At 41.2% G+C, this 20,397-nt stretch carries 9 protein-coding genes; all 9 read left to right on the top strand.

Translation table 11 applies throughout. The features are described 5' to 3' along the window. Window positions 1-26: 26 nt before the first annotated feature. The 9 genes from AC1D0K_RS02210 (at window position 27) to AC1D0K_RS02170 (ending at window position 20,277) form a co-directional block, all read left to right on the top strand. Window positions 27-2,456 carry an ABC transporter permease gene (locus AC1D0K_RS02210; RefSeq protein ID WP_477397668.1) on the top strand — a complete coding sequence of 810 codons (2,430 nt, stop codon included), beginning with the start codon at window positions 27-29 and terminating at the stop codon, window positions 2,454-2,456. Window positions 2,457-2,552: 96 nt separating this feature from the next. After that, window positions 2,553-4,331, top strand: coding sequence for an ABC transporter permease (locus tag AC1D0K_RS02205; RefSeq protein ID WP_477397670.1), 1,779 nt, complete (start codon window positions 2,553-2,555; stop codon window positions 4,329-4,331). A gap of 50 nt (window positions 4,332-4,381) precedes the next feature. Continuing rightward, a complete protein-coding gene (locus AC1D0K_RS02200) occupies window positions 4,382-4,939 on the top strand; it encodes an ABC transporter permease (RefSeq protein WP_477397672.1) in 558 nt (185 codons plus the stop codon). Window positions 4,940-4,998: 59 nt separating this feature from the next. Continuing rightward, on the top strand, window positions 4,999-7,368 hold the full coding sequence (locus AC1D0K_RS02195) for an ABC transporter permease (protein ID WP_477397674.1): 2,370 nt from the start codon (window positions 4,999-5,001) through the stop codon (window positions 7,366-7,368). 414 nt (window positions 7,369-7,782) lie between these two features. Beyond that, entirely contained in the window at window positions 7,783-10,173 is a 2,391-nt protein-coding gene (locus AC1D0K_RS02190) for an ABC transporter permease (RefSeq protein WP_477397676.1), read from the top strand. Window positions 10,174-10,302: 129 nt separating this feature from the next. After that, on the top strand, window positions 10,303-12,714 hold the full coding sequence (locus AC1D0K_RS02185; protein ID WP_477442920.1) for an ABC transporter permease: 2,412 nt from the start codon (window positions 10,303-10,305) through the stop codon (window positions 12,712-12,714). Between the two features lie 145 nt (window positions 12,715-12,859). Continuing rightward, window positions 12,860-15,286, top strand: coding sequence for an ABC transporter permease (locus AC1D0K_RS02180; RefSeq protein WP_477399891.1), 2,427 nt, complete (start codon window positions 12,860-12,862; stop codon window positions 15,284-15,286). Window positions 15,287-15,429: 143 nt separating this feature from the next. After that, window positions 15,430-17,805, top strand: coding sequence for an ABC transporter permease (locus AC1D0K_RS02175; RefSeq protein ID WP_477462987.1), 2,376 nt, complete (start codon window positions 15,430-15,432; stop codon window positions 17,803-17,805). 90 nt (window positions 17,806-17,895) lie between these two features. Then, complete coding sequence (locus AC1D0K_RS02170; RefSeq protein ID WP_477397987.1) at window positions 17,896-20,277, top strand: ABC transporter permease; 2,382 nt, start codon at window positions 17,896-17,898, stop codon at window positions 20,275-20,277. Window positions 20,278-20,397: the final 120 nt, after the last annotated feature.

Raw genomic sequence — 20,397 nt, 5'->3', positions numbered from 1 at the left:
TTTTGGGAGGTTAAAAGAAGTTCGTCATGATCAGGAATTACATAAAAACAGCTATCCGTAGCCTTCGTAAAAACAAAGGTTTTACAACTATAAACATTTTAGGCCTTGCATTGGGCCTTGCTACCTGCCTGCTTATTGTTTTGTATGTAGCCGATGAATTAAGCTACGACAGGTATAATGATAAGGCCGGCCGGATTTACAGGGTGAATGAAGACCTGAAACTGGGGGATAACAGCGTAAAATACGCCGTTTGTATGGCTCCCCTGGCTAAAACACTTACTGCAGAATACCCTTATGTAGAAAATGCTACACGTCTTAAAAATGCTGGCACATCACATGTTAAAAAGGGCATATTAAATATCTCCGAAAACAGGATAGCCTTTGCTGATCCGTCTTTATTTGATGTGTTTACCCTGCCTATGATCAATGGTAATCCGGCTACGGCGCTTGTTGAGCCAAACAGCGTGGTAATTACCGAAACCACATCAAAAAAATATTTCAACAGCACTAATGTTGTTGGCAAAACCCTGCTGTTTAATGATAATACGCTTTGTAAAGTAACGGGGGTAATTAAAGATGTTCCGCAGCAATCGCACTTTAATTTCGATTTTTTTATATCGATGTCATCCTTTCCTGATAGCCGCTCAACCGAGTGGCTGCGCAGTGATTATAATACCTATGTGTTGTTAAAGGATAAATCGTATGCCAAGCAACTGGAGGCCAGTTTCCCGGCATTGTTAGAGAAATTCAGCGGCCCGCAAATGAAATCTGAATTGAAAATGAGCATCGCCGAGTTTGAAAAACGGGGCAGTTTTTTCAGGCTGAATTTAATTCCGCTTACAGATATTCACCTCAAATCAAGCATTTCCGGCGAGTTGGGTTCAAACGGTACAAAGCAATATATCTACATATTTTTGCTGATAGCCGTATTTATCTTGCTCATTGCATGTGTAAACTTTATGAACCTATCAACCGCCCGTTCGTCAAACCGTGCGCGCGAAGTAGGGGTACGCAAAGTTTTAGGCTCGGCACGTAAGCATTTAATTGCCCAGTTTTTAACCGAGTCGGTTTTGGTAACTGTTATTGCAACGGTGCTGGCCTTTGTTGTAGCCTTGTTTTTATTGCCCCTGTTTAACCAGTTATCGGGAAAGGCGCTTGCTATCAATGCGGCTTCGTTAAGTTGGATAGTACCGTCGTTATTGTTTGTAGCTTTATTTGTCGGCATACTTTCAGGTTCGTACCCTGCATTTTACCTGTCCGCGTTTCAGCCTGTGGATGTATTGAAAGGTAAAATAGCAACCGGTTTTAAAGGTGGCCGGCTCCGCAGCTTTTTTGTTGTTTTCCAGTTTTCGATCTCGATATTACTCATCATTGGCACGTTGGTTATTTATAACCAGCTTAATTATATCCAAACCAAAAACCTGGGTTACAACCGCAACCAGGTGCTCGTGATTAAAAACGTTTTCGAGCTCAATAACCAGGCTAAATTATTTAAGCAAAAAGTAAAAGAAATCCCCGGCGTAATTAATGCAACAATGACTGGCTTTTTGCCAACATCAGGTTTTAAAAGCACATCTATTTACTATAGAGATGCTACGTTAAACGAAAAAACATCCATGTTTCCGCAAAGCTGGCAGGTCGACGAGGATTACGTGCCTACACTTGATATGAAAATGGCCGCCGGTCGTAATTTTTCAAAAGATATGCCTACCGATTCGGCCGGGGTGGTTATTAACCAAGCAGCTGCCAAATTCCTGGGCTTTAAAGATCCAGTGAATAGCATCATTTACCGATCAATGGGAAGCCAGCACGATATGGCGCACATGAAACAATACCGGATATTGGGTGTAGTAAAAGATTTTAATTTTAACTCGCTTCACGAAAACGTTACCCCGGTAATATTAACCCTTGCCGAGGATAACGGCGGCCTTAGCATCCGTGTAAATACCAATAACCTTACATCATTGTTAGCCCAGATAACTTCGGTATGGAAAGAGCTGAATCCAAACGTACAGGTTAACTATTCCTTTATGGATCAGGATTTTGATGCATCCTATCGTACAGAACAGCGTACTGGTCAGTTATTTATCATCTTCACTACACTCGCTATTGTAATTGCCTGCTTAGGTCTGTTTGGGTTGGCTGCCTACGCCGCAGAACAACGCACCAAAGAGATTGGTATCCGCAAAGTTTTAGGCGCAAGCGTTACAGCAATAGCCGGTATGCTTTCGGTAGATTTTGTGAAACTGGTAGGTATCTCTATTTTAATTGCCTCGCCAATGGCCTGGTATTTAATGAATAAATGGCTGCAGGATTTTGCCTACCGCATCAGTATCCAATGGTGGATGTTGGTTGTAGCGGGCGTAGCGGCATTATTAATTGCGGTAATAACCGTGAGTTTTCAATCTGTCAAAGCAGCAATTGCTAATCCTGTAGATAGTTTGAAAAATGAATAGGTAAGCGAAAGGGAAAACTAAGAGTGCCAATAAATAATTTGACCAGTGAAAGAATACATCGGGAATAAGTGAACTTTCTACTAATTAAGTAACGTTATGATACGAAATTACATCAAAATAGCTTTCCGGAATCTTTGGCGTCACAAAGAGTTTTCGATGATCAACATTATAGGGCTTGCTGTGGGGATGACTGCCGGTTTCCTTATTTTCATGTATGTAAAGTTTGAGCTTAGCTATGATCATTTTAATGAAAACTATGATAATGTATACCGTGTAGCTTCGGATATCAAATCGCCTACTGAAACATTGCATTGGCCATCAACAACTGCACCTGTTGGCCCTGCTATAAAGGCAGATTATCCCGAGGTAGAGGAGTTTACCCGCTTGTTTGGCGGTGGTTACCTGGTGCAGTACCGCGATGCCAAATTCCAGGAAAATAATGTACAGTTTGCGGAGCCCTCACTATTTAAAGTGTTTTCATTTAAACTGATCAAAGGCGACGTGGCTAAAGCACTGGAGGCTCCTTACAGTGTGGTAATGACAAAAACATTAGCTAAAAAATACTTTGGCAGTGTTGATGCTATTGGTAAATCATTATTGCTGGATGGTAAATATCCGGCTTCGGTTACCGGTGTTATGGAGGATGTGCCGCATAACTCGCACATTAAGTTTGATATGCTGGTATCTGTATCTACCCTCGAAAAATTGTATAAGGGTTACTTAAACCAATGGGGTAACTACAACAACTTTACCTACCTGCTTCTTAAAAAGGGATATGATCCGGCTAAGCTGCAATCGCGTTTACCTGCCTTTGCCAAAAAACACATCAGTGATGCTGATCGCAGGCAAGGGATGGATTACTCCTATTTTTTAGAACCATTAAGAGATGTTTACATGGTTTCAAAAAGAGGGGGCGGTTCAGAAAGCGGCAGTTTGAGCAATGTTTATATATTTTCAGTTATCGCCGTATTTATATTACTTATTGCCTGCATCAATTTCATTAACCTTACTACAGCACGTGCCACCGAAAGGGCTAAAGAAGTAGGCATCCGCAAGGTTATAGGGGCCATAAGAAAGCAGCTGACCATCCAGTTTTTAAGTGAATCGGTTATTATTTGTTTAATATCTTTCCTGTTCTCGGCGCTGTTCAGTTTCCTGTTGTTACCCTTGTTTAACCAGTTAGCCGGCAAAGAAGTAAGCGAGAGCATATTCAGACATGGATACCTGTTGCAGCTTTTTATTATATCCTGTGTAATTGGGCTTACTGCGGGGCTTTATCCTGCACTAGTGTTGTCGGGCTTTAAACCCATCACTATTTTAAAGGGCAGGTTTAGTACTACCAGCAAAGGGATTATTTTGCGTAAAGGTTTGGTGATTACGCAGTTCACTATATCCATTGTACTCATAATTGGTACGCTGGTAGTTTATAACCAGTTGAGCTATATGCGTAACCAGGACCTTGGCTTTAAAAAAGATCAGATGCTTACCATTGATTTTGCGGGTGATAGTGCTATCCAAAGCCGTTACCAGGTCATAAAAAATGAATTGGCAAAAATTCCTAATGTATCATCGGTCACCGCATCGGGTAGTATCCCGGGTTTTGGTAATGGCGTCGCCTATTCAAAAATAGAAAACAAATCTGGCGCCATGCAGGAGATGAATATGAATATGTACGATGTGGATTACAGCTTTATTCATCAGTTTGGGATGAAGGTATTGGCTGGGCGGGTATTTTCTGAGGCTTTTGGTACTGATACCACTAAGGCTATCATTATTAATGAAGCCGCTTCAAAAATGCTGGGTTTTACTAATCCGGCGATGCTGTTGGTCATAATTACGAGCAGTGGGGGCGCAAGGGTAAAATTATTGGTGTAGTAAAGGATTTTCATTTCCAGGGATTACAGACGACTGTAAAACCATTAAATATGCGCATTGGCAAGCGTGGACTAAATGTTTTTACAGTAAAAATAGGCGTAAAAGACGTAACAGCTACCATTAAAGCCATCGAGGATAAATGGAAAGTACTGGCGCCCGAGCGGCCTTTCAATTATGTTTTTGTGGATGCAACCTTTAATAAACTTTACGCGTCTGATAATACGTTTGGCAGCCTGTTTCTATATTTTGCAATATTGGCCATATTTATTTCCTGTTTGGGGTTATTGGGCCTTGCATCATACAGCATTATACAGCGTACACGCGAAATTGGCATCCGCAAAGTGTTGGGCGCATCGGTAGGAGGGATTGTAAATATGCTATCGCAGGAGTTTATGATACTGGTAGGTATATCGGCAGTAATAGCTTTTCCGCTTGCATGGTATGGCATGGATAAATGGCTGCGTGACTTTGCCTACCGAACCAATATTACTTGGTGGGAGTTTGCACTGGCAGGGATAATAGCCCTCGTAATAGCGCTTACAACGGTAAGCTTCCAGGCTATAAAAGCGGCTGTAGCCAATCCGGTAAAAAGTTTGAGGAGTGAATAGAGGAGGTAGGGGCAAAAAGCCGAAGGCTAAATGACAGGTTAAATCAATGAACTAAAGATATGTTTAAGAATTACTTAAAAATTGCCTGGCGGAGTTTGATAAAAAACAAGCTGTATTCTGCTATTAACATTGGTGGCCTTGGGGCCGGTATGGCGGTTAGTTTTATGCTGCTGTTATATGTTTACAATGAGTTTACCTTTGATAAATTTTATCAGAATGGCGACAGCATCTATAAAGTGATGCGTAATCAGCCGTCAAACGGTGAGATCCTCACCGGCGATGCCACGCCTGTGCAGGTGGCCGGCGTATTGCAAAAAGAATATCCTGATATAGCATACACCGCCCGAACAAACTGGGCTTATGACCAGCTTTTCAGTTATAATAACAAGCCGCTCAAATTTTCATTGATGGCTGCCGATCCTTCGTTCCTGGATATTTTTAAGCTTGATTTTGTTAAAGGCAATAAAACCGATGCTTTTAAAGAGCTGAGCTCGGTGATTATGTCAGAGTCGGCTGTTAAAGCGATGTTTGGCAGCCAGGACCCTATAGGGCAAACGGTAAAATTGAATGGCAGCAACCTGGTAAAAGTGAGTGGTGTTTTTAAAGACCTGCCCCAAAATTCCAGTTTTAAGTTTAAAGCTTTAATGTCATGGAAACTGTTTGAATCAACCATGCCCTGGGTTAAAACTTCGGGTTGGGGTAATTATTCGTTCAAAACCTTTGTCATGTTAAAACCAGGTGTTGATGTGGCTAAGTTTAACCCTAAAATTAAAAAACTGATAGCCCATAATGATCCTTTTAATAAAGAGAATGAGCTATTTTTATATCCTTTTAACAGGATGCACCTGTACAGTGAATTTAAAAATGGTAAGGTTACAGGTGGTGGCAGTATCGAATATGTACGGTTGTTCCTGTTCCTGGCAATCGGGATACTGTTGATAGCCTGTATCAACTTTATGAACCTTTCAACCGCCCGTTCTGAAAAACGATCGCGCGAGGTGGGGATTCGCAAGGTAGTAGGCGCCCGCAGGTTTGCCATTATCCAACAATTCATGGGCGAATCAATATTGACGTCTTTCATCGCTTTTGTTTTTGCCGCACTGTTAATGTGGTGTTTGATGGATCGTTTTCAAGAGGTAATTGGTAAGCAACTCATCATACCATTCAGTAACCCTTTAACATGGGTGGCTGCAATTGGCGTAACATTGCTTACAGGGATTCTTGCCGGCAGTTACCCGGCCTTGTTCCTGTCGTCATTTAAACCTATAAAGGTTTTAAAAGGCTTTAACAAAGCCGGCAAAACAACATTTTACTCCAGGCAGGTGCTGGTAGTGGTACAGTTTGTGTTTGCTACATGCCTGATACTTTCAAGTATCCTGATTTATAAACAGATCAACTATATAAAAAACCGACCGGTTGGCTATTCGCAAAATGGATTACTGGAATTTTCTATCGAGGGCAGTATCCAAAAGGAGTTTGAAAACTTCAGGAGGGATGCCATTAACGCAGGGGCTATTACCGATGCAGCGATTACATCAAGTACTATTGCCAATACCAACAGCAGTACCTGGGGTGTTACCTGGCCCGGCCAGCTGGCGGGTGAAGATAAAATTCCTATTGATCAGTTGGTTACCAGCTATCATTTTATCCCTACGTATGGTTTGCAGCTTTTGGCGGGGCGCGATTTTTCAATAGATCATGTTGCTGATAGTGCATCTGTTATGCTGAATGAAGCCGCGGTAAAAATGATGAGACTAAAAGACCCTATAGGCCAGATAGTGAAGTGGCAGGACAAAAAATGTACTGTTGTTGGGGTTGTAAAAAACTTTGTATGGGGTTCGCCATATGAACCCGTAAAGCCGGTAATCATCGGCTTTGATAAAAACTGGACAGGCAGCATAGGCGTGCGGTTAAATCCAAAAACATCGGTATCAAAAAGCCTGGCGACTATAGAATCCATCTACAAAAAATATAACCCCGAATATCCTTTTGAGTACAAATTTGTAGACGAAAATTTCAGCGGCAAATTTCAGACTGAAAAATTACTCGGAACGCTATCAAGCGCTTTTACAGCGCTGGCCATTATCATATCATGTCTTGGTTTGTTTGGCTTAGCTTCCTTCGCCGCCGAACAGCGTAAAAAGGAAATCAGTATCCGCAAAGTATTAGGGGCCACGGTAAGCAGCTTATGGTTCAATCTGTCAAAGGAGTTTTTGCAACTGGTAATCATATCGTTTGTTATCGGCTCGGCTATCAGCTATTACTATATGGATAAATGGTTATCTCATTACACTTATCGCACTACTATCAGCGCGTGGGTATTTGTTGCTACCATAGCCGTAAGCGTAGCTGTATGCCTTGCAACGGTAAGCTGGCAGGCTATTAAAGCAGCATTAAGCAACCCGGTTAATAATTTGAAAAACGAATGATTCAGAGTCAAGAATTAAGAATCAAGAGTTAAGACCGAACCCCAATTAGTTTACATAGATAGATATCCATCTTTCTTTTTGATATGGACCGTATTGCGTTTTGTCTTATTCTTGATTCTTAACTCTTGATTCTGTTTCCCAGGGTAAACGAGAGTTAAGAATTAGGATCGAATCAAAAAACTAGTTTACATAGATATCAACCTTTCTTTTTGATATTGACCGTATTGCTTTTTATCTTAATTCTTGATTCTTAACTCTTGATTCTGTTTTCTCCTGTTCGCCTATGCACAATGACCGTCCGCTATCGTACGGTTTGTTATTTTTAGTTTATTTTTAATTAATTGATAATTAGGTTTTTATGTAATTGGTACGGGTTTTAGTATCTTAACGGTATAACCATCAAACATTAGCCTTATGTTAAAGAATTATATTAAAGTAGCCTGGCGAAACCTTATCAAGCATAAAGTTTTCTCGATCATCAATGTGAGTGGTTTAGCCATTGGGGTGGCTGCTTTTTGGCTAATAAGTCTTTACGTAGCTGATGAATGGAGCTATGATCGTTACAATACAAAAGCCGACCGGATTTTCCGTGTTGCCCAGCATGGCGAATGGAATGGCGGTAAGTTTAACCTCGCGGTTACATCGGCACCTTACGGGCCCACGTTGAAAAATGATTACCCCGAAGTAGAAGAATTTGCGCGTGTTGATGCAGAGGGTGGTGGCAAGATAACATACGGCGAGAAGCAGTTAAACGAGGGAGGTATCCTTTTTACGGATAATGCCATCTTCAACGTTTTCACCTATCACTTTTTATCCGGCGAACCTGCATCTGCTTTAGCCAAGCCTCAATCTGTTGTTTTAACCAAAACACTTGCAATTAGGCTTTTTGGCGATGCAGATAATGCGGTGAATAAAACGGTAATGATTAATGAACAACCTAACACTGTCACCGGCGTTATCGACGATATACCCGCAAATTCGCACTTTACATTTGCTGCCTTACGCTCATTTCCATCGGGTTATACAGATAAATGGGGGAATTCTGGCATCTATACGTACCTTTTACTGAAGGATCATGATGATTTTAAAAAGATAGAATCAGGTTCAGATGCTTTCCAGAATAAATACCTTAAAGCCGCCCTTGGCCCAATGAAGTACCGGATCGAGCTGCAGCCGCTTACTGCTATCCACCTCAAATCAAACCTTGATTACGAGATTGGCAGCAACGGAAACATTGTTTATGTATATGTATTTGGTATTGTGGCTTTGCTCATTCTTGCCATAGCGGTTATCAATTATGTAAACTTAACTACCGCGCGTTCGTCGGTAAGGGTAAAAGAGATAGGGGTGCGCAAGGTGATCGGCTCCAGCAAAAACCAGTTAATGCTGATGTTTTTTGCTGAATCTATTTCGCTAACCGCCATAGCCACACTTTCGGCGGGGGTGCTCATCCAATTTGTATTGCCATATTTCAACCAGCTATCGGGCAAAACATTACTATTAACGCAATTCGGGCTCACAAAAACCATCACTGCTTTTGCCGTATTCTCATTTGTAACAGGTATGCTGAGCGGTTTGTACCCGGCTTTGTACCTGTCGGGTTTCCGTACTATTTCTGCCATGAAAGGGCAAACAGGCAGCCAGGCATCTACTGTATTATTCAGGAAATCGTTGGTGGTATTTCAATTTGTTATCACTATTGTAATGATAGCAGGCTCATGTATCATTTACCAGCAATTGCATTTTGTAATGAATAAAGACCTTGGCTTTAACAAGGCTCAGGTACTTACTTTTCATATTCATGATAAATCTGCCCGTACTAAAATTGCTGCTATAAAAAGCCAGCTTTTGCAAAATCCAGCCGTAGAAAACGTGGGTATTGCAGGTAACCCGATAGGCAATAATGATATCGGCGGCGGTGATTTTAACCTTGGGGCCGATGGTAAAATAAATGCTGAATCGAAGATTGTAGAAAACCTGATTGTCGACGAAGATTTTATCCCCACGTTACAAATAAAAATGGCTAAGGGTCGCAATTTTTCAAAGTCGATGGTTACCGATCAAAAAGAATCCATCATTGTTAACCAAACGCTGGTAAATGAAATGGGCTGGAAAGATGCGGTAGGTAAAATAGTGCGTACCGGCGTGGATGAAAAAGGAAACGTAATATCACAAACCATTATTGGCGTTGTAAAGGATTTTAATACTTACTCGCTTCAGCATAAAGTATCGCCTATGGTAATGGAAATGCCGGCTAAAGCAAATGACCAGGACAATATGTATGTGCGCATTGGAAAAAACAATATCCCGGCTACGTTAGATTACATTAGTAAAGTGTATGGCCGTTTTGATATCGAAAATAAAGTGGAGTTTCACTTTTTGGATCAAAACTTTGCCAGGCAATACCAAACCGAACAAAAACAGGGTAATATCCTGTTCATATTTACCGTACTGGCCATCAGTATAGCTTGCCTTGGGCTTTTCGGGCTGGTAACTTTTACTGCCGAGCAAAGGGTTAAGGAGATAGGTATTCGTAAAGTTTTGGGCGCCAGTATAACCAATATTGTAACGCTGTTATCACAAGACCTGATGAAGCTTGTGCTCGTAGCCACAGTAATTGCATCCCCACTGGCCTGGTACGGCATGAGTAAATGGCTGCAAAGCTTTGCCTACCGCATTGATATTCAATGGTGGGTATTTGCCACAGCCGGTATCATAGCCATTACCATAGCCTTTGTAACTGTAAGCGTACAATCTGTAAAAGCAGCAACGGCAAACCCGGCGAAGAGCCTTAAAAGCGAATAAGAACGTTCATTGGTTCAATGGTTCATTAGTTCATTAGTGCATGACGGTTTATAATGCCGGTCGCCACTTGACTATTAACGAACATTGTACCAATGAACTAATGAACCATTGAACTAATGAACCAATACGATGATAAAAAATTACATCAAAACCGCTTACCGTAGCCTTTGGAAAAACAAAGGCTTTACGGCTATAAATGTACTGGGACTATCCATAGGCCTTGCAACGTGCTTACTTATTGTGTTTTATGTAGTGGATGAATTGAGCTACGACAAATACAATACCAAGGCAGACAGGATTTATCGTGTAACAGAGAATGTTAGATTAAATGGTCGCGAAGGTTCATCGGCGGGCACTGCAGCTCCTTTGATGGATGCTTTAAAAAACAATTTTCCGCAGATTGAAAAGATAGCGAGGTTGATACCCACCACATCACTGTTTTGGTCGCCGCAAAAATTCTATATCAAAAAAGGAACAGAGAATATCCAGGAGAGGAGCATTGTATATTCCGAATCGAATATTTTTGATGTATTTACCTTGCCCATGATTGATGGCAGTCCTACAAATGCGCTAACAGACCCACATACTGCTGTAATAACCCAAAGCGCGGCCAAAAAATATTTCAATAAAGTAAATGTTGTTGGGCAAACGTTAACTATTAACGATACCAGTATCTATAAAATTACTGGGGTAATAAAAGATGTGCCTGCCCAGTCGCATTTTAAATATGATTTCTTTTTATCTTTTTCGTCACTGCCCGAAAGCAATGTGCACGGCTGGGGTTTCAGCGGTATTCATAATTATGTGCTGCTTAAGCCAGGGACCGATGTAAAACAACTGGAAAGCCAGATTACCAAACTGGATATTAAAAACTCTTTCAATCCATCTGCCTGGGTAACAGGTGGCAATTATTTAAAGGTGTTGTTAACGCCTTTGCTCGATATTCATTTACGCCGATCAACCAATAGCCAATATGAATTACAGCAAGGCGGCAATATTCAGTACGTGTATATATTCTCGGTAGTTGCCATATTTATATTGCTGATGGCCTGCGTAAACTTCATGAACCTATCAACTGCCCGTTCATCAAACCGGGCTAAGGAGGTTGGGGTACGTAAGGTATTAGGATCGGCGCGTAAATACCTGGTATACCAGTTTTTAACTGAATCAATTTTAGTAACGCTGCTATCAACCTTAATAGCATTATTCATCGCGGTTTTACTAATGCCATTGTTTAATGAAATGGCCGGCAAACAATTAGCCTTTACACAGCAATCAATGGTTTGGCTGGTACCATCATTGATAGTAGTTGTTTTGGTGATTGGCTTTTTGGCCGGCTCATATCCTGCATTTTTTCTTTCGGCATTTAAACCAATTAATGTGCTGAAAGGTAAAATAGCCAGTGGTTTTAAGGGCGGTTTCCTCCGGAGCTTCCTGGTGGTTTTCCAGTTCTCTATCTCTATTTTCCTGATCATCGGTACGCTGGTAATTTATAACCAGTTAAAATATATTCACAATAAAGCCCTGGGGTTTGATAGGAGCCAGGTGTTGGTGATCAAGAATACAGGTGTATTAGGTAAGCAAGCCGCCATATTAAAACAGGAGTTGAAACAGTTACCCGGTGTAGTAAACGCTACCATGTCATCTTACATGCCAACGGGAGAGGATCGAAACGTAACAGGTTTATTTCCCGATCGTACTATCGATATTAAAAAAGATGTGCTTACGGAGTTTTGGCCGGTGGATGAGGATTACATCAAAACAATGGATATCAAGATGACCGACGGTCGCAATTTCTCTAAACAAATGGCTACCGATACTGCTGCTATTATCGTAAACGAGGCGTTTGTAAAAGCTTATGGAGAGAAGCACCCATTGGATAAAACCGTGTATCGAGCTAGTTACGGCATCCAGCCATACCATATAGTGGGTATTATGAAAGATTTCCACTTTAAATCATTGCATGAAAAAATAACCCCGGTAGTTTTAGCTTATGCCGAAGACCGGGGGGCTATAAGCATACGTGTAAAAGCATCGGGCATTGCAGCATTGATATCGCAGATAGAAACCAGGTGGAAGAAACTTTCGCCAAATCAGCAATTTTCCTATTCATTTATGGATCAGGATTTTGACGCTACCTACCGCTCAGAGCAACGTGTAGGCGAGATCTTTATTTCTTTTAGCACCCTGGCTATACTAATTGCCTGTCTTGGTTTATTCGGCCTGGCAGCTTATGCCGCCGAGCAACGGAACAAGGAAATCGGCATCAGAAAAGTTTTGGGTGCAAGTGTAACCACAATCGTTAGCATGTTGTCAAAAGACTTTATAAAGCTGGTATTTATAGCTATCGTATTGGCCTCACCATTGGCTTATATAAGTATGCATTGGTGGTTGCAGGGTTTTGCTTACCGCATGGATATACAATGGTGGATATTAGCCGTAGCCGGTATTACAGCCATATTGATTGCTTTTGTAACTATTAGCTTTCAATCTATAAAAGCAGCGTTGGGCAACCCGGTAAAGAGCCTGAGGAGCGAATAGAAACGTTCACTGGTTCATTAGTTCATTGGTCTTGTCTGATTAGATCAGACGGTGCTAACGAGTTTGACTGAACTTAAAGCAGCCGGCCGCTATGCCCGCATTTACCAATGAACCAGTGAACGAATGAACCAATAAACTAAATGAGATGATAAAAAATTACATTAAAACCGCCTTCCGTACGCTTAAGAAAAACTTAGGCTTTACGGCTATTAATGTTCTGGGCCTGGCGCTTGGACTGGCAACCTGTTTGCTTATTGTTTTTTATGTGGCTGATGAGTTGAGTTATGACAGGTTCAATTTAAAGGCCGATAGGATTTATCGTTTAAATAATGATATCAAATTTGGCGGTAACGATCAGTCGTACGCCAGTTCGCCTGCACCACTTGCAGCGGCATTGGTGGCTGATTTTCCTGACGTGGAAAAATCGGTGAGGATGATTAACAGGGGCGGGTTCAACGTAAAAAAGGGAAATCAAAGTATTAAAGAAAATCAGATGGTGTATGCCGATGCATCGCTTTTTGATGTATTTACCTTACCCATGATTGCCGGCGATGCGCAAAAGGCTTTAACTGAGCCCCACACTGCCGTAATAACCGAAACTACTGCCAAACGCTACTTTAATAACCCACTACAAGCGGTTGGCAAAACCTTAACTTTTAACGATAGTATATTATACAAGGTAACCGGCGTTATTAAAGATATCCCTAAGCAATCCCACTTTAATTTCAATTTCTTTTTATCAATGACTACGCTTGCCGAAAGCAAGGAAGATGCCTGGTTTAGCAATAATTTTAATACGTATGTATTGCTTAAACAAGGTACCGATCCAAAGAAATTTCAGGCTAAATTACCTCAGTTGCTGCGTAAATATGCGGGGCCACAATTGCAAAGCATATTGCATATTACCTTTGATGCTTTTGAAAAGGCCGGTAATAAATACCAGCTCAATATGGTTGCCTTAAAAGATATTCATCTTAAATCAAACAGCGTTTCAGAGCTTGCGCATAACGGAAATATTCAATATGTGTACATATTTACCGCAGTTGCCATTTTTATATTACTGATAGCCTGCGTAAACTTCATGAATTTATCTACCGCCCGTTCATCAAACAGGGCGCGCGAAGTTGGGGTACGTAAAGTATTGGGCTCGCCAAGAAAATATCTTATAGCACAATTCCTGTCCGAATCTGTAATGGTTACTTTTATCGCGGCCGTGCTTGCCGTTATCACAGCTTATTTATTTTTGCCGATGTTTAACCAGATGGCAGATAAAACCCTGGCACTCAACATGGGTTCATTAACCTGGCTAATACCCGGTATGCTGGTAGTTGTATTGGTTATAGGTTTCTTGGCAGGTTTCTATCCCGCGTTTTTCCTGTCGGCTTTTCAACCTATTGAAGTATTAAAAGGTAAGCTTTCCACTGGTTTTAAAGGCAGCTGGTTAAGAAGTTTCCTGGTCGTAGTCCAGTTTTCAATCTCCATTTTCCTGATCATTGGTACACTGGTGATCTATAACCAGTTAAAATATATTCAGCATAAAGATCTCGGCTACAATCGTAACCAGGTATTGATTATACACGGCACATATGACCTTGGTAAACAATCGAAAATATTTAAAGATGAAGTGAAGCGATTACCCGGAGTAATGGATGCTACCATGACCGGTTTTTTACCCACCATGGATTACCGTAACAGCAGCAGTATGTTTCCTGATCGTAACCTGGATCAAAAGCGGGGTATACTTACACAAACCTGGGTTGTTGACGAAGATTACATTAATACCCTGAGTTTGAAAATTACTAAAGGGCGTAATTTCTCTAAACAAATGGGCACCGATACCGCCGCCATGATCATTAACGAAACTGCCGCAAAACTGATGGATGTGCCTGATCCCATAAATAAAACACTGTACCTGCCGCAGGATAATATGGCCAAAACATTTAAGGGTTTTCATATTGTTGGGGTAATAAAGGATTTTAATTTCAATTCGTTAAAAACCAACATCACCCCGGTAGTATTAATGTATGGTGAGGATACCGGGGCATTAAGCTTAAAAGTAAATACGGCCAACATCGCCTCCCTAATGGCTCTTATTAAAGATAGATGGAAATCCATATCGCCAAACAGGGAGTTTAACTACTCGTTTATGGACGAGGATTTTGACGCTACCTATCGCGAAGAGCAGCGTATGGGAACCATATCTATTGTATTTACATCGCTGGCCATTATTATAGCCTGCCTTGGTTTGTTTGGTTTGGCTGCCTATGCTGCAGAGCAGCGTGGCAAAGAGATCAGTATTCGCAAGGTATTGGGTGCCGAAGTAAGTACCATCGTTACCATGCTTTCAAAAGATTTTATCAAACTGGTGCTAATTGCTATAGTTTTTGCAACCCCAATAGCCTGGTTTATTATGCACTGGTGGCTGCAAGGTTTCGCATATCGCCAAAATATTCAATGGTGGGTAATTGCGGTATCATCGTTCCTGGCCGTATTTATCGCATTTGCTACCATCAGTTTTCAATCTATAAAAGCGGCGCTCAGCAATCCTGTTAAAAATTTGAGGAGCGAATAGGTTAATTGGTTCACTCGTTCATTGGTTCATTGGTGAAGAGTTCGAAACTTGAAATTGGAGTTTAGGCGTTTTTCATTTTAGGGTTTAGAATTTTAAAAATTAGAGTTTAGAATTTAAATATTAGGATTTAGAGTTTTAAAATTATGATACGTAACTATTTCAAAATTGCCTGGCGAAACCTTTATAAACAAAAGGCTTTTTCGCTGATACACATATTGGGATTAACCATGGGCATTACCATATGCCTCATGATATTCCTGTATATTATGAATGAGTTTAGTGTAGACAAGTTTCATCAACAGGGAAAAAATATTTACCGGGTGATGCGCGGATTTGATCCGGCGAAACCAAGGGTGCCGTATCTGTCAGGTCCGTATGCGCCGGCATTGCTTAATGATTATCCCCAGGATATAAAAATGGCCGTTAGGGTATCACCTCAGAATAACCTGGTTTCATTTGGTGATAAAGCATTTAACGAAAAGAAAGTTTACGCGGTAGATGCAGGCTTTTTTAAGCTTTTTACTTTCCCGCTTCTTAAGGGTGATGCTGCCACTGCATTAAATAATCCTAATAGTGTTGTGTTAACCGAAAAAACGGCCAAAAAATATTTTGGATCTGTGGACAATGCCATGGGCAAAGTTGTACAGTTTGATAAGCAGCTGCAATTGAAAGTTACCGGGGTAGCTAAAGATGTGCCATCAAACTCACACCTTGATTTTGACCTGGTGATGCCTATAGCTAACTATACCAAAAATCCAAACTTTAATGTATGGATCAATAATGGGTTGTTTGTATATGTATTGCTAAATGAACATAGCAGCCAAAAGGCTCTTGAAAATCGTTTTGCACAGTTCATGGATAAATACATGGGCAAGGATATGCAGAAATTTGGCGCTAAGTTCGATCTTAAGCTTACACCGCTAAATGAGGTTTATTTTGAAAGTGCATCCGCATTTGACAATGTGAAACACGGCGATAAAACAGTAGTGTTTATCTTTATTTCGATAGCGGCACTTATTATGCTGATTGCCTGTATCAATTTCATGAACCTGGCGACGATCCGCGCGGTTGAACGATCAAAAGAAGTAGGTATGCGCAAAGTATTGGGCGCGCTACGCAATCACCTTATCTGGCAATTTATAGGCGAATCACTCATGTTGGCGCTAATCTCCTGCGCGCTTTCTATCGGTTTACTATTAATGCTGATGCCTGCATATAACCAACTATTAGGTTATGACCTTACCGTATCATGGAATAGCTCATCCATCTATCTGTTCCTGTTAGGGGTAATATTAATTGTCGGTTTTTTGGCCGGTAGCTATCCTGCCATATTTATGTCGGCTTTTTCACCAATTCAGGCTTTAAAAGGTAAGCTTAAATTGGGCAAAGGCGGCAGTATTTTCAGGCAATCCTTAGTGGTATTACAATTCAGTATATCGGTAATGCTTATTATCGGTACTATCGTAATTGTAAACCAGATGCATTACATCAAAAGTAAATCCTTGGGCTATGATAAGGAACAAACTATTGTGGTAAGTATCGATAATAATGATATTTATGATCATCGCCGGCAGTTTAAAGATGAATTACAAAATTCAGGAGCTATATCATCGGTATCCCTGATGTCGGGAGAGCCGGGTGGATTTTATGACATTCATGGGTTTGATGCTGAAGGCCAACAGGCAACATTTATGTCTCGCACGGAGTTTGCCGATTTTGAGTATGTAAAAACGCTTGGCTTAAAAATGGTAGCAGGAAGGGATCTTTCGCCTCAGTTTGCTACGGATACCACCAATTCGGTGCTCATCAACCGTACTGCCGCTAAAGATCTTGGTTTTACTCCCGAACAGGCTATTGGTAAATGGATAAAAAACAAAGGCAGAGATGATAAAAGACGAACTGTAGTTGGGGTAGTGGAGGATTTTAATTTCCTATCGCTGAAAGAAAATATGGATGCCCTGGTGATCTCGCCAAGCGACGACAGAAGGGTAGTGGTGATTAAGCTGAAAGCAGGCAACATTCCTGCTGCTCTTGCAACTGTAAAAGATATTTACAGAAAGGTAGCTCCGGTTTACCCGTTTGAGTACAGCTTTTTGGATCAAAAATTTGATATCACCTATAAAACCGACATCAGGCAACAAACCATGCTGAGCATATTCTCGGGACTGGCCATCTTCATTGCTTGCCTTGGTTTATTTGGACTGGCTTCATTCACCGCTGCCAAACGCACCAAAGAGATTGGTGTACGTAAAGTGCTTGGCTCATCGGTACAAAATATACTGATACTGATATCAAAAGATCTGCTGAAACCGGTATTGCTGGCAACAGTCATCGCCATGCCAATTGGTTATTATTGTATGGATAAATGGCTGCAAAGTTTCGCCTATAAAACCCAGTTACACTGGTGGATATTTGTATTGGCTGCAGTTTTAACTTTTGTTATCGCGCTGTTTACCATTAGTTTCCAATCGTTAAAAGCTGCGCTGATGAACCCGGTAAAAAGTTTGAGGAGTGAGTAAGTCTTAGCCAATTATCTCCAAAGGAGAGGGGGCTAAAATTGGGAGGGTGAGACAATTGCAAAATTTAGGATTTAGAATTTAAAAAAAAATATGAATACCAAATTAGCGTGGCGTAATTTAAAAAAGAACAAGCTGTATGCTTTTGTTAATATCCTTGGTTTAACGGTTGGTATTGCCTGCTGCCTGCTTATAGGCATCTACATAAAGCACGAGTTAAGCTATGACAAGTTTCATGCTAATGCCGATAAAATAGTACGGGCCACTATGGAATACAACATGGCCGATGGGCCGCAGCGCATTGCGGTGAGTGGTACCAAGGCCGGGCCGCAGTTTAAGCGCATGCTGCCGGGAATAAAGGATTACGTGCGTACTTTTAAATCCGGCAAAGTAATTGGTTATAATAACCAGGTATTTGATGAAAAAAGCATTTTATATGCCGATGCTAATTTCTTTAAAGTTTTTTCTTTTAAACTTATTGAGGGCGATGTTGCCTCGGCTTTGAGCGCTCCCGATAAAATTGTCATTACTCAAAACTCGGCTAAAAAATACTTTGGCAGCCAGGATGCTGTGGGCAAAGTTTTACGGGTTGGTTCCCGAAGTTTTACTGTATCAGCAATAGCCGAAAATGCGCCAAGCAACTCCCAGATCCAGTTTGATTTTGTATTGCCGTTTAGCCTGTATATTGCCATGAACGGGCCCGAGCAATGGTGGTCGGCCAGTAACATGACCTATCTGTTATTGGACGCTAAAACGCAGCTTCCGCCTTTACAAAAGCAACTCGGTGCCTATATGCTCAATACCGTAAGCAAAAAAGAGCTTAAGATGGATGGCGGGCACTACTTAACCTATAACCTGCAAGCGCTAACAGATGTTCATTTAAAATCAAGGCTGGCAGATGAGTTTGAGCCCAATGGCAGCATCACTTACATTTATGTTTTATTGGCAGTGGCCTTGTTAATATTAATGATAGGCTGTGTAAACTACGTTAACCTGGCTATTGCCCAGTCGGCTGGTCGTGGTGCGGAAATAGGTGTGCGTAAAGTGATGGGGGCGGGCAATGGCGAATTATTCTGGCAGTTTATTGTAGAATCGGTTTTTACAGCGGCAATTGCTTCTGTTTTCGCCATTATTTTGGCAGCGTTGATACTGCCTTTATTTAACCAGATCTCTGGCAAGCAACTCGGGGTATCAACCTTAGTTGATCCCGTGATATTGATTGGGCTTGCTGTTTTAAGTATTACAGTAGGTTTTGCAGCCGGCACTTACCCGGCGCTGATGTTATCAGGTGCTAAGCTGGTTAAGATCCTGAAATCGGGTTTCTCTTTCACGTCTGGCCAAAATGTGCGTAAATCGCTAATCGTTTTCCAGTTTGTGATCTCTATCTTTCTTATTATATCCACCATAGTGATACTGCAGCAATTATCTTATATCCGCAATAAGAATATTGGCTACAGTAAAAGCAATATGGTGGTTCTGCCTGTTGATGACAAAATATTACCGCAACTGGATGCACTTAAAAAAGCCATCGCTGCAATACCAGGAGTACAGCAGGTAGCAGCAGCCAATGATGAACCCATTAATGTAGGTTGGGGAGATGGTATAACTACCAACGACGGCAAAAGCATTTCGGTTAATGCCATCCCGGTTGATGAGGATTTTATTAAAACCATGCAGCTTAAACTGGTATCTGGCAGCGATTACACGCACGCCGATTTGCAATTGCTGGACACAACCAACAAAAACAAAAATTACCATTATACTTTTATGCTGAACGAATCGGCAGTTAAAGCCCTGGGCTGGACACCGGAACAAGCTATAGGCAAAACCATATCAAAGGGCATAACCGGTACAATAAAAGGCGTAATCAAAGATTTCAACTTTAAATCATTCCATGATCAGATAACTCCACTGATATTGTTCCTTGATAATGAGCAGCTGCACAAAATGTTTGTAAAAATAGATGGTAACAATACATCTGCGATCCTCGCCCAAATTGGCAAAGTTTGGAAAGATCGTGTTAGTCACCGCCCGTTTGACTACCGTTTTCTGGATGATGATTTTGATGCCCTTTACCGTACCGAGCAGCGTACTGCAGGCGTATTCACTACGTTTTCTGTATTAGCCATTTTGCTGGCTTGCCTGGGCTTATTTGCTATTACCGCTTTCGCGGTTGTACAACGTACTAAAGAGATAGGCATCCGCAAAGTATTGGGAGCAAGTATTGCCAATATCATCTTGTTGATAGCAAAAGACTTTTTAGCATTAGTGATCATTGCTGCCATCATTGCTTCGCCTATTGCCTGGTACATCTCCAGTAAATGGCTGCAGGATTTCGCCTATCGTATTGATATACAATGGTGGGTATTTATGATAACAGGTGCTGCCGCATTATTGGTAGCCGCTATTACTGTTAGCATACAATCAACTAAAGCCGCAATGGCCAATCCTGTAAAAAGCTTGAAAGCAGAGTAGGTAGTTGCAGTAAGCAGTTTGCAGTTTGCGGTTTGCAGTAAGCTGTTTGCTAATGCGACAAGGCAGTTTACAGTTTACAAACACGTCAAGTACCAATGAACTAATGAACCAGTGAACCAA

The sequence above is a fragment of the Mucilaginibacter sp. P1_A3 genome (genome assembly GCF_056406855.1).
Note: the sequence above shows the minus strand (reverse complement) of the source record. Positions and strands in the feature narration are given on the sequence as shown.

Excerpts from the sequence above, each read along its gene's own strand:
- AC1D0K_RS02190 (WP_477397676.1), top strand. The coding sequence starts at position 7,783 with ATGTTAAAGAATTATATTAAAGTAGCCTGGCGAAACCTTATCAAGCAT.
- AC1D0K_RS02175 (WP_477462987.1), top strand. The coding sequence starts at position 15,430 with ATGATACGTAACTATTTCAAAATTGCCTGGCGAAACCTTTATAAACAA.
- AC1D0K_RS02195 (WP_477397674.1), top strand. The coding sequence starts at position 4,999 with ATGTTTAAGAATTACTTAAAAATTGCCTGGCGGAGTTTGATAAAAAAC.
- AC1D0K_RS02205 (WP_477397670.1), top strand. The coding sequence starts at position 2,553 with ATGATACGAAATTACATCAAAATAGCTTTCCGGAATCTTTGGCGTCAC.
- AC1D0K_RS02180 (WP_477399891.1), top strand. The coding sequence starts at position 12,860 with ATGATAAAAAATTACATTAAAACCGCCTTCCGTACGCTTAAGAAAAAC.
- AC1D0K_RS02170 (WP_477397987.1), top strand. The coding sequence starts at position 17,896 with ATGAATACCAAATTAGCGTGGCGTAATTTAAAAAAGAACAAGCTGTAT.
- AC1D0K_RS02200 (WP_477397672.1), top strand. The coding sequence starts at position 4,382 with ATGCGCATTGGCAAGCGTGGACTAAATGTTTTTACAGTAAAAATAGGC.
- AC1D0K_RS02185 (WP_477442920.1), top strand. The coding sequence starts at position 10,303 with ATGATAAAAAATTACATCAAAACCGCTTACCGTAGCCTTTGGAAAAAC.
- AC1D0K_RS02210 (WP_477397668.1), top strand. The coding sequence starts at position 27 with ATGATCAGGAATTACATAAAAACAGCTATCCGTAGCCTTCGTAAAAAC.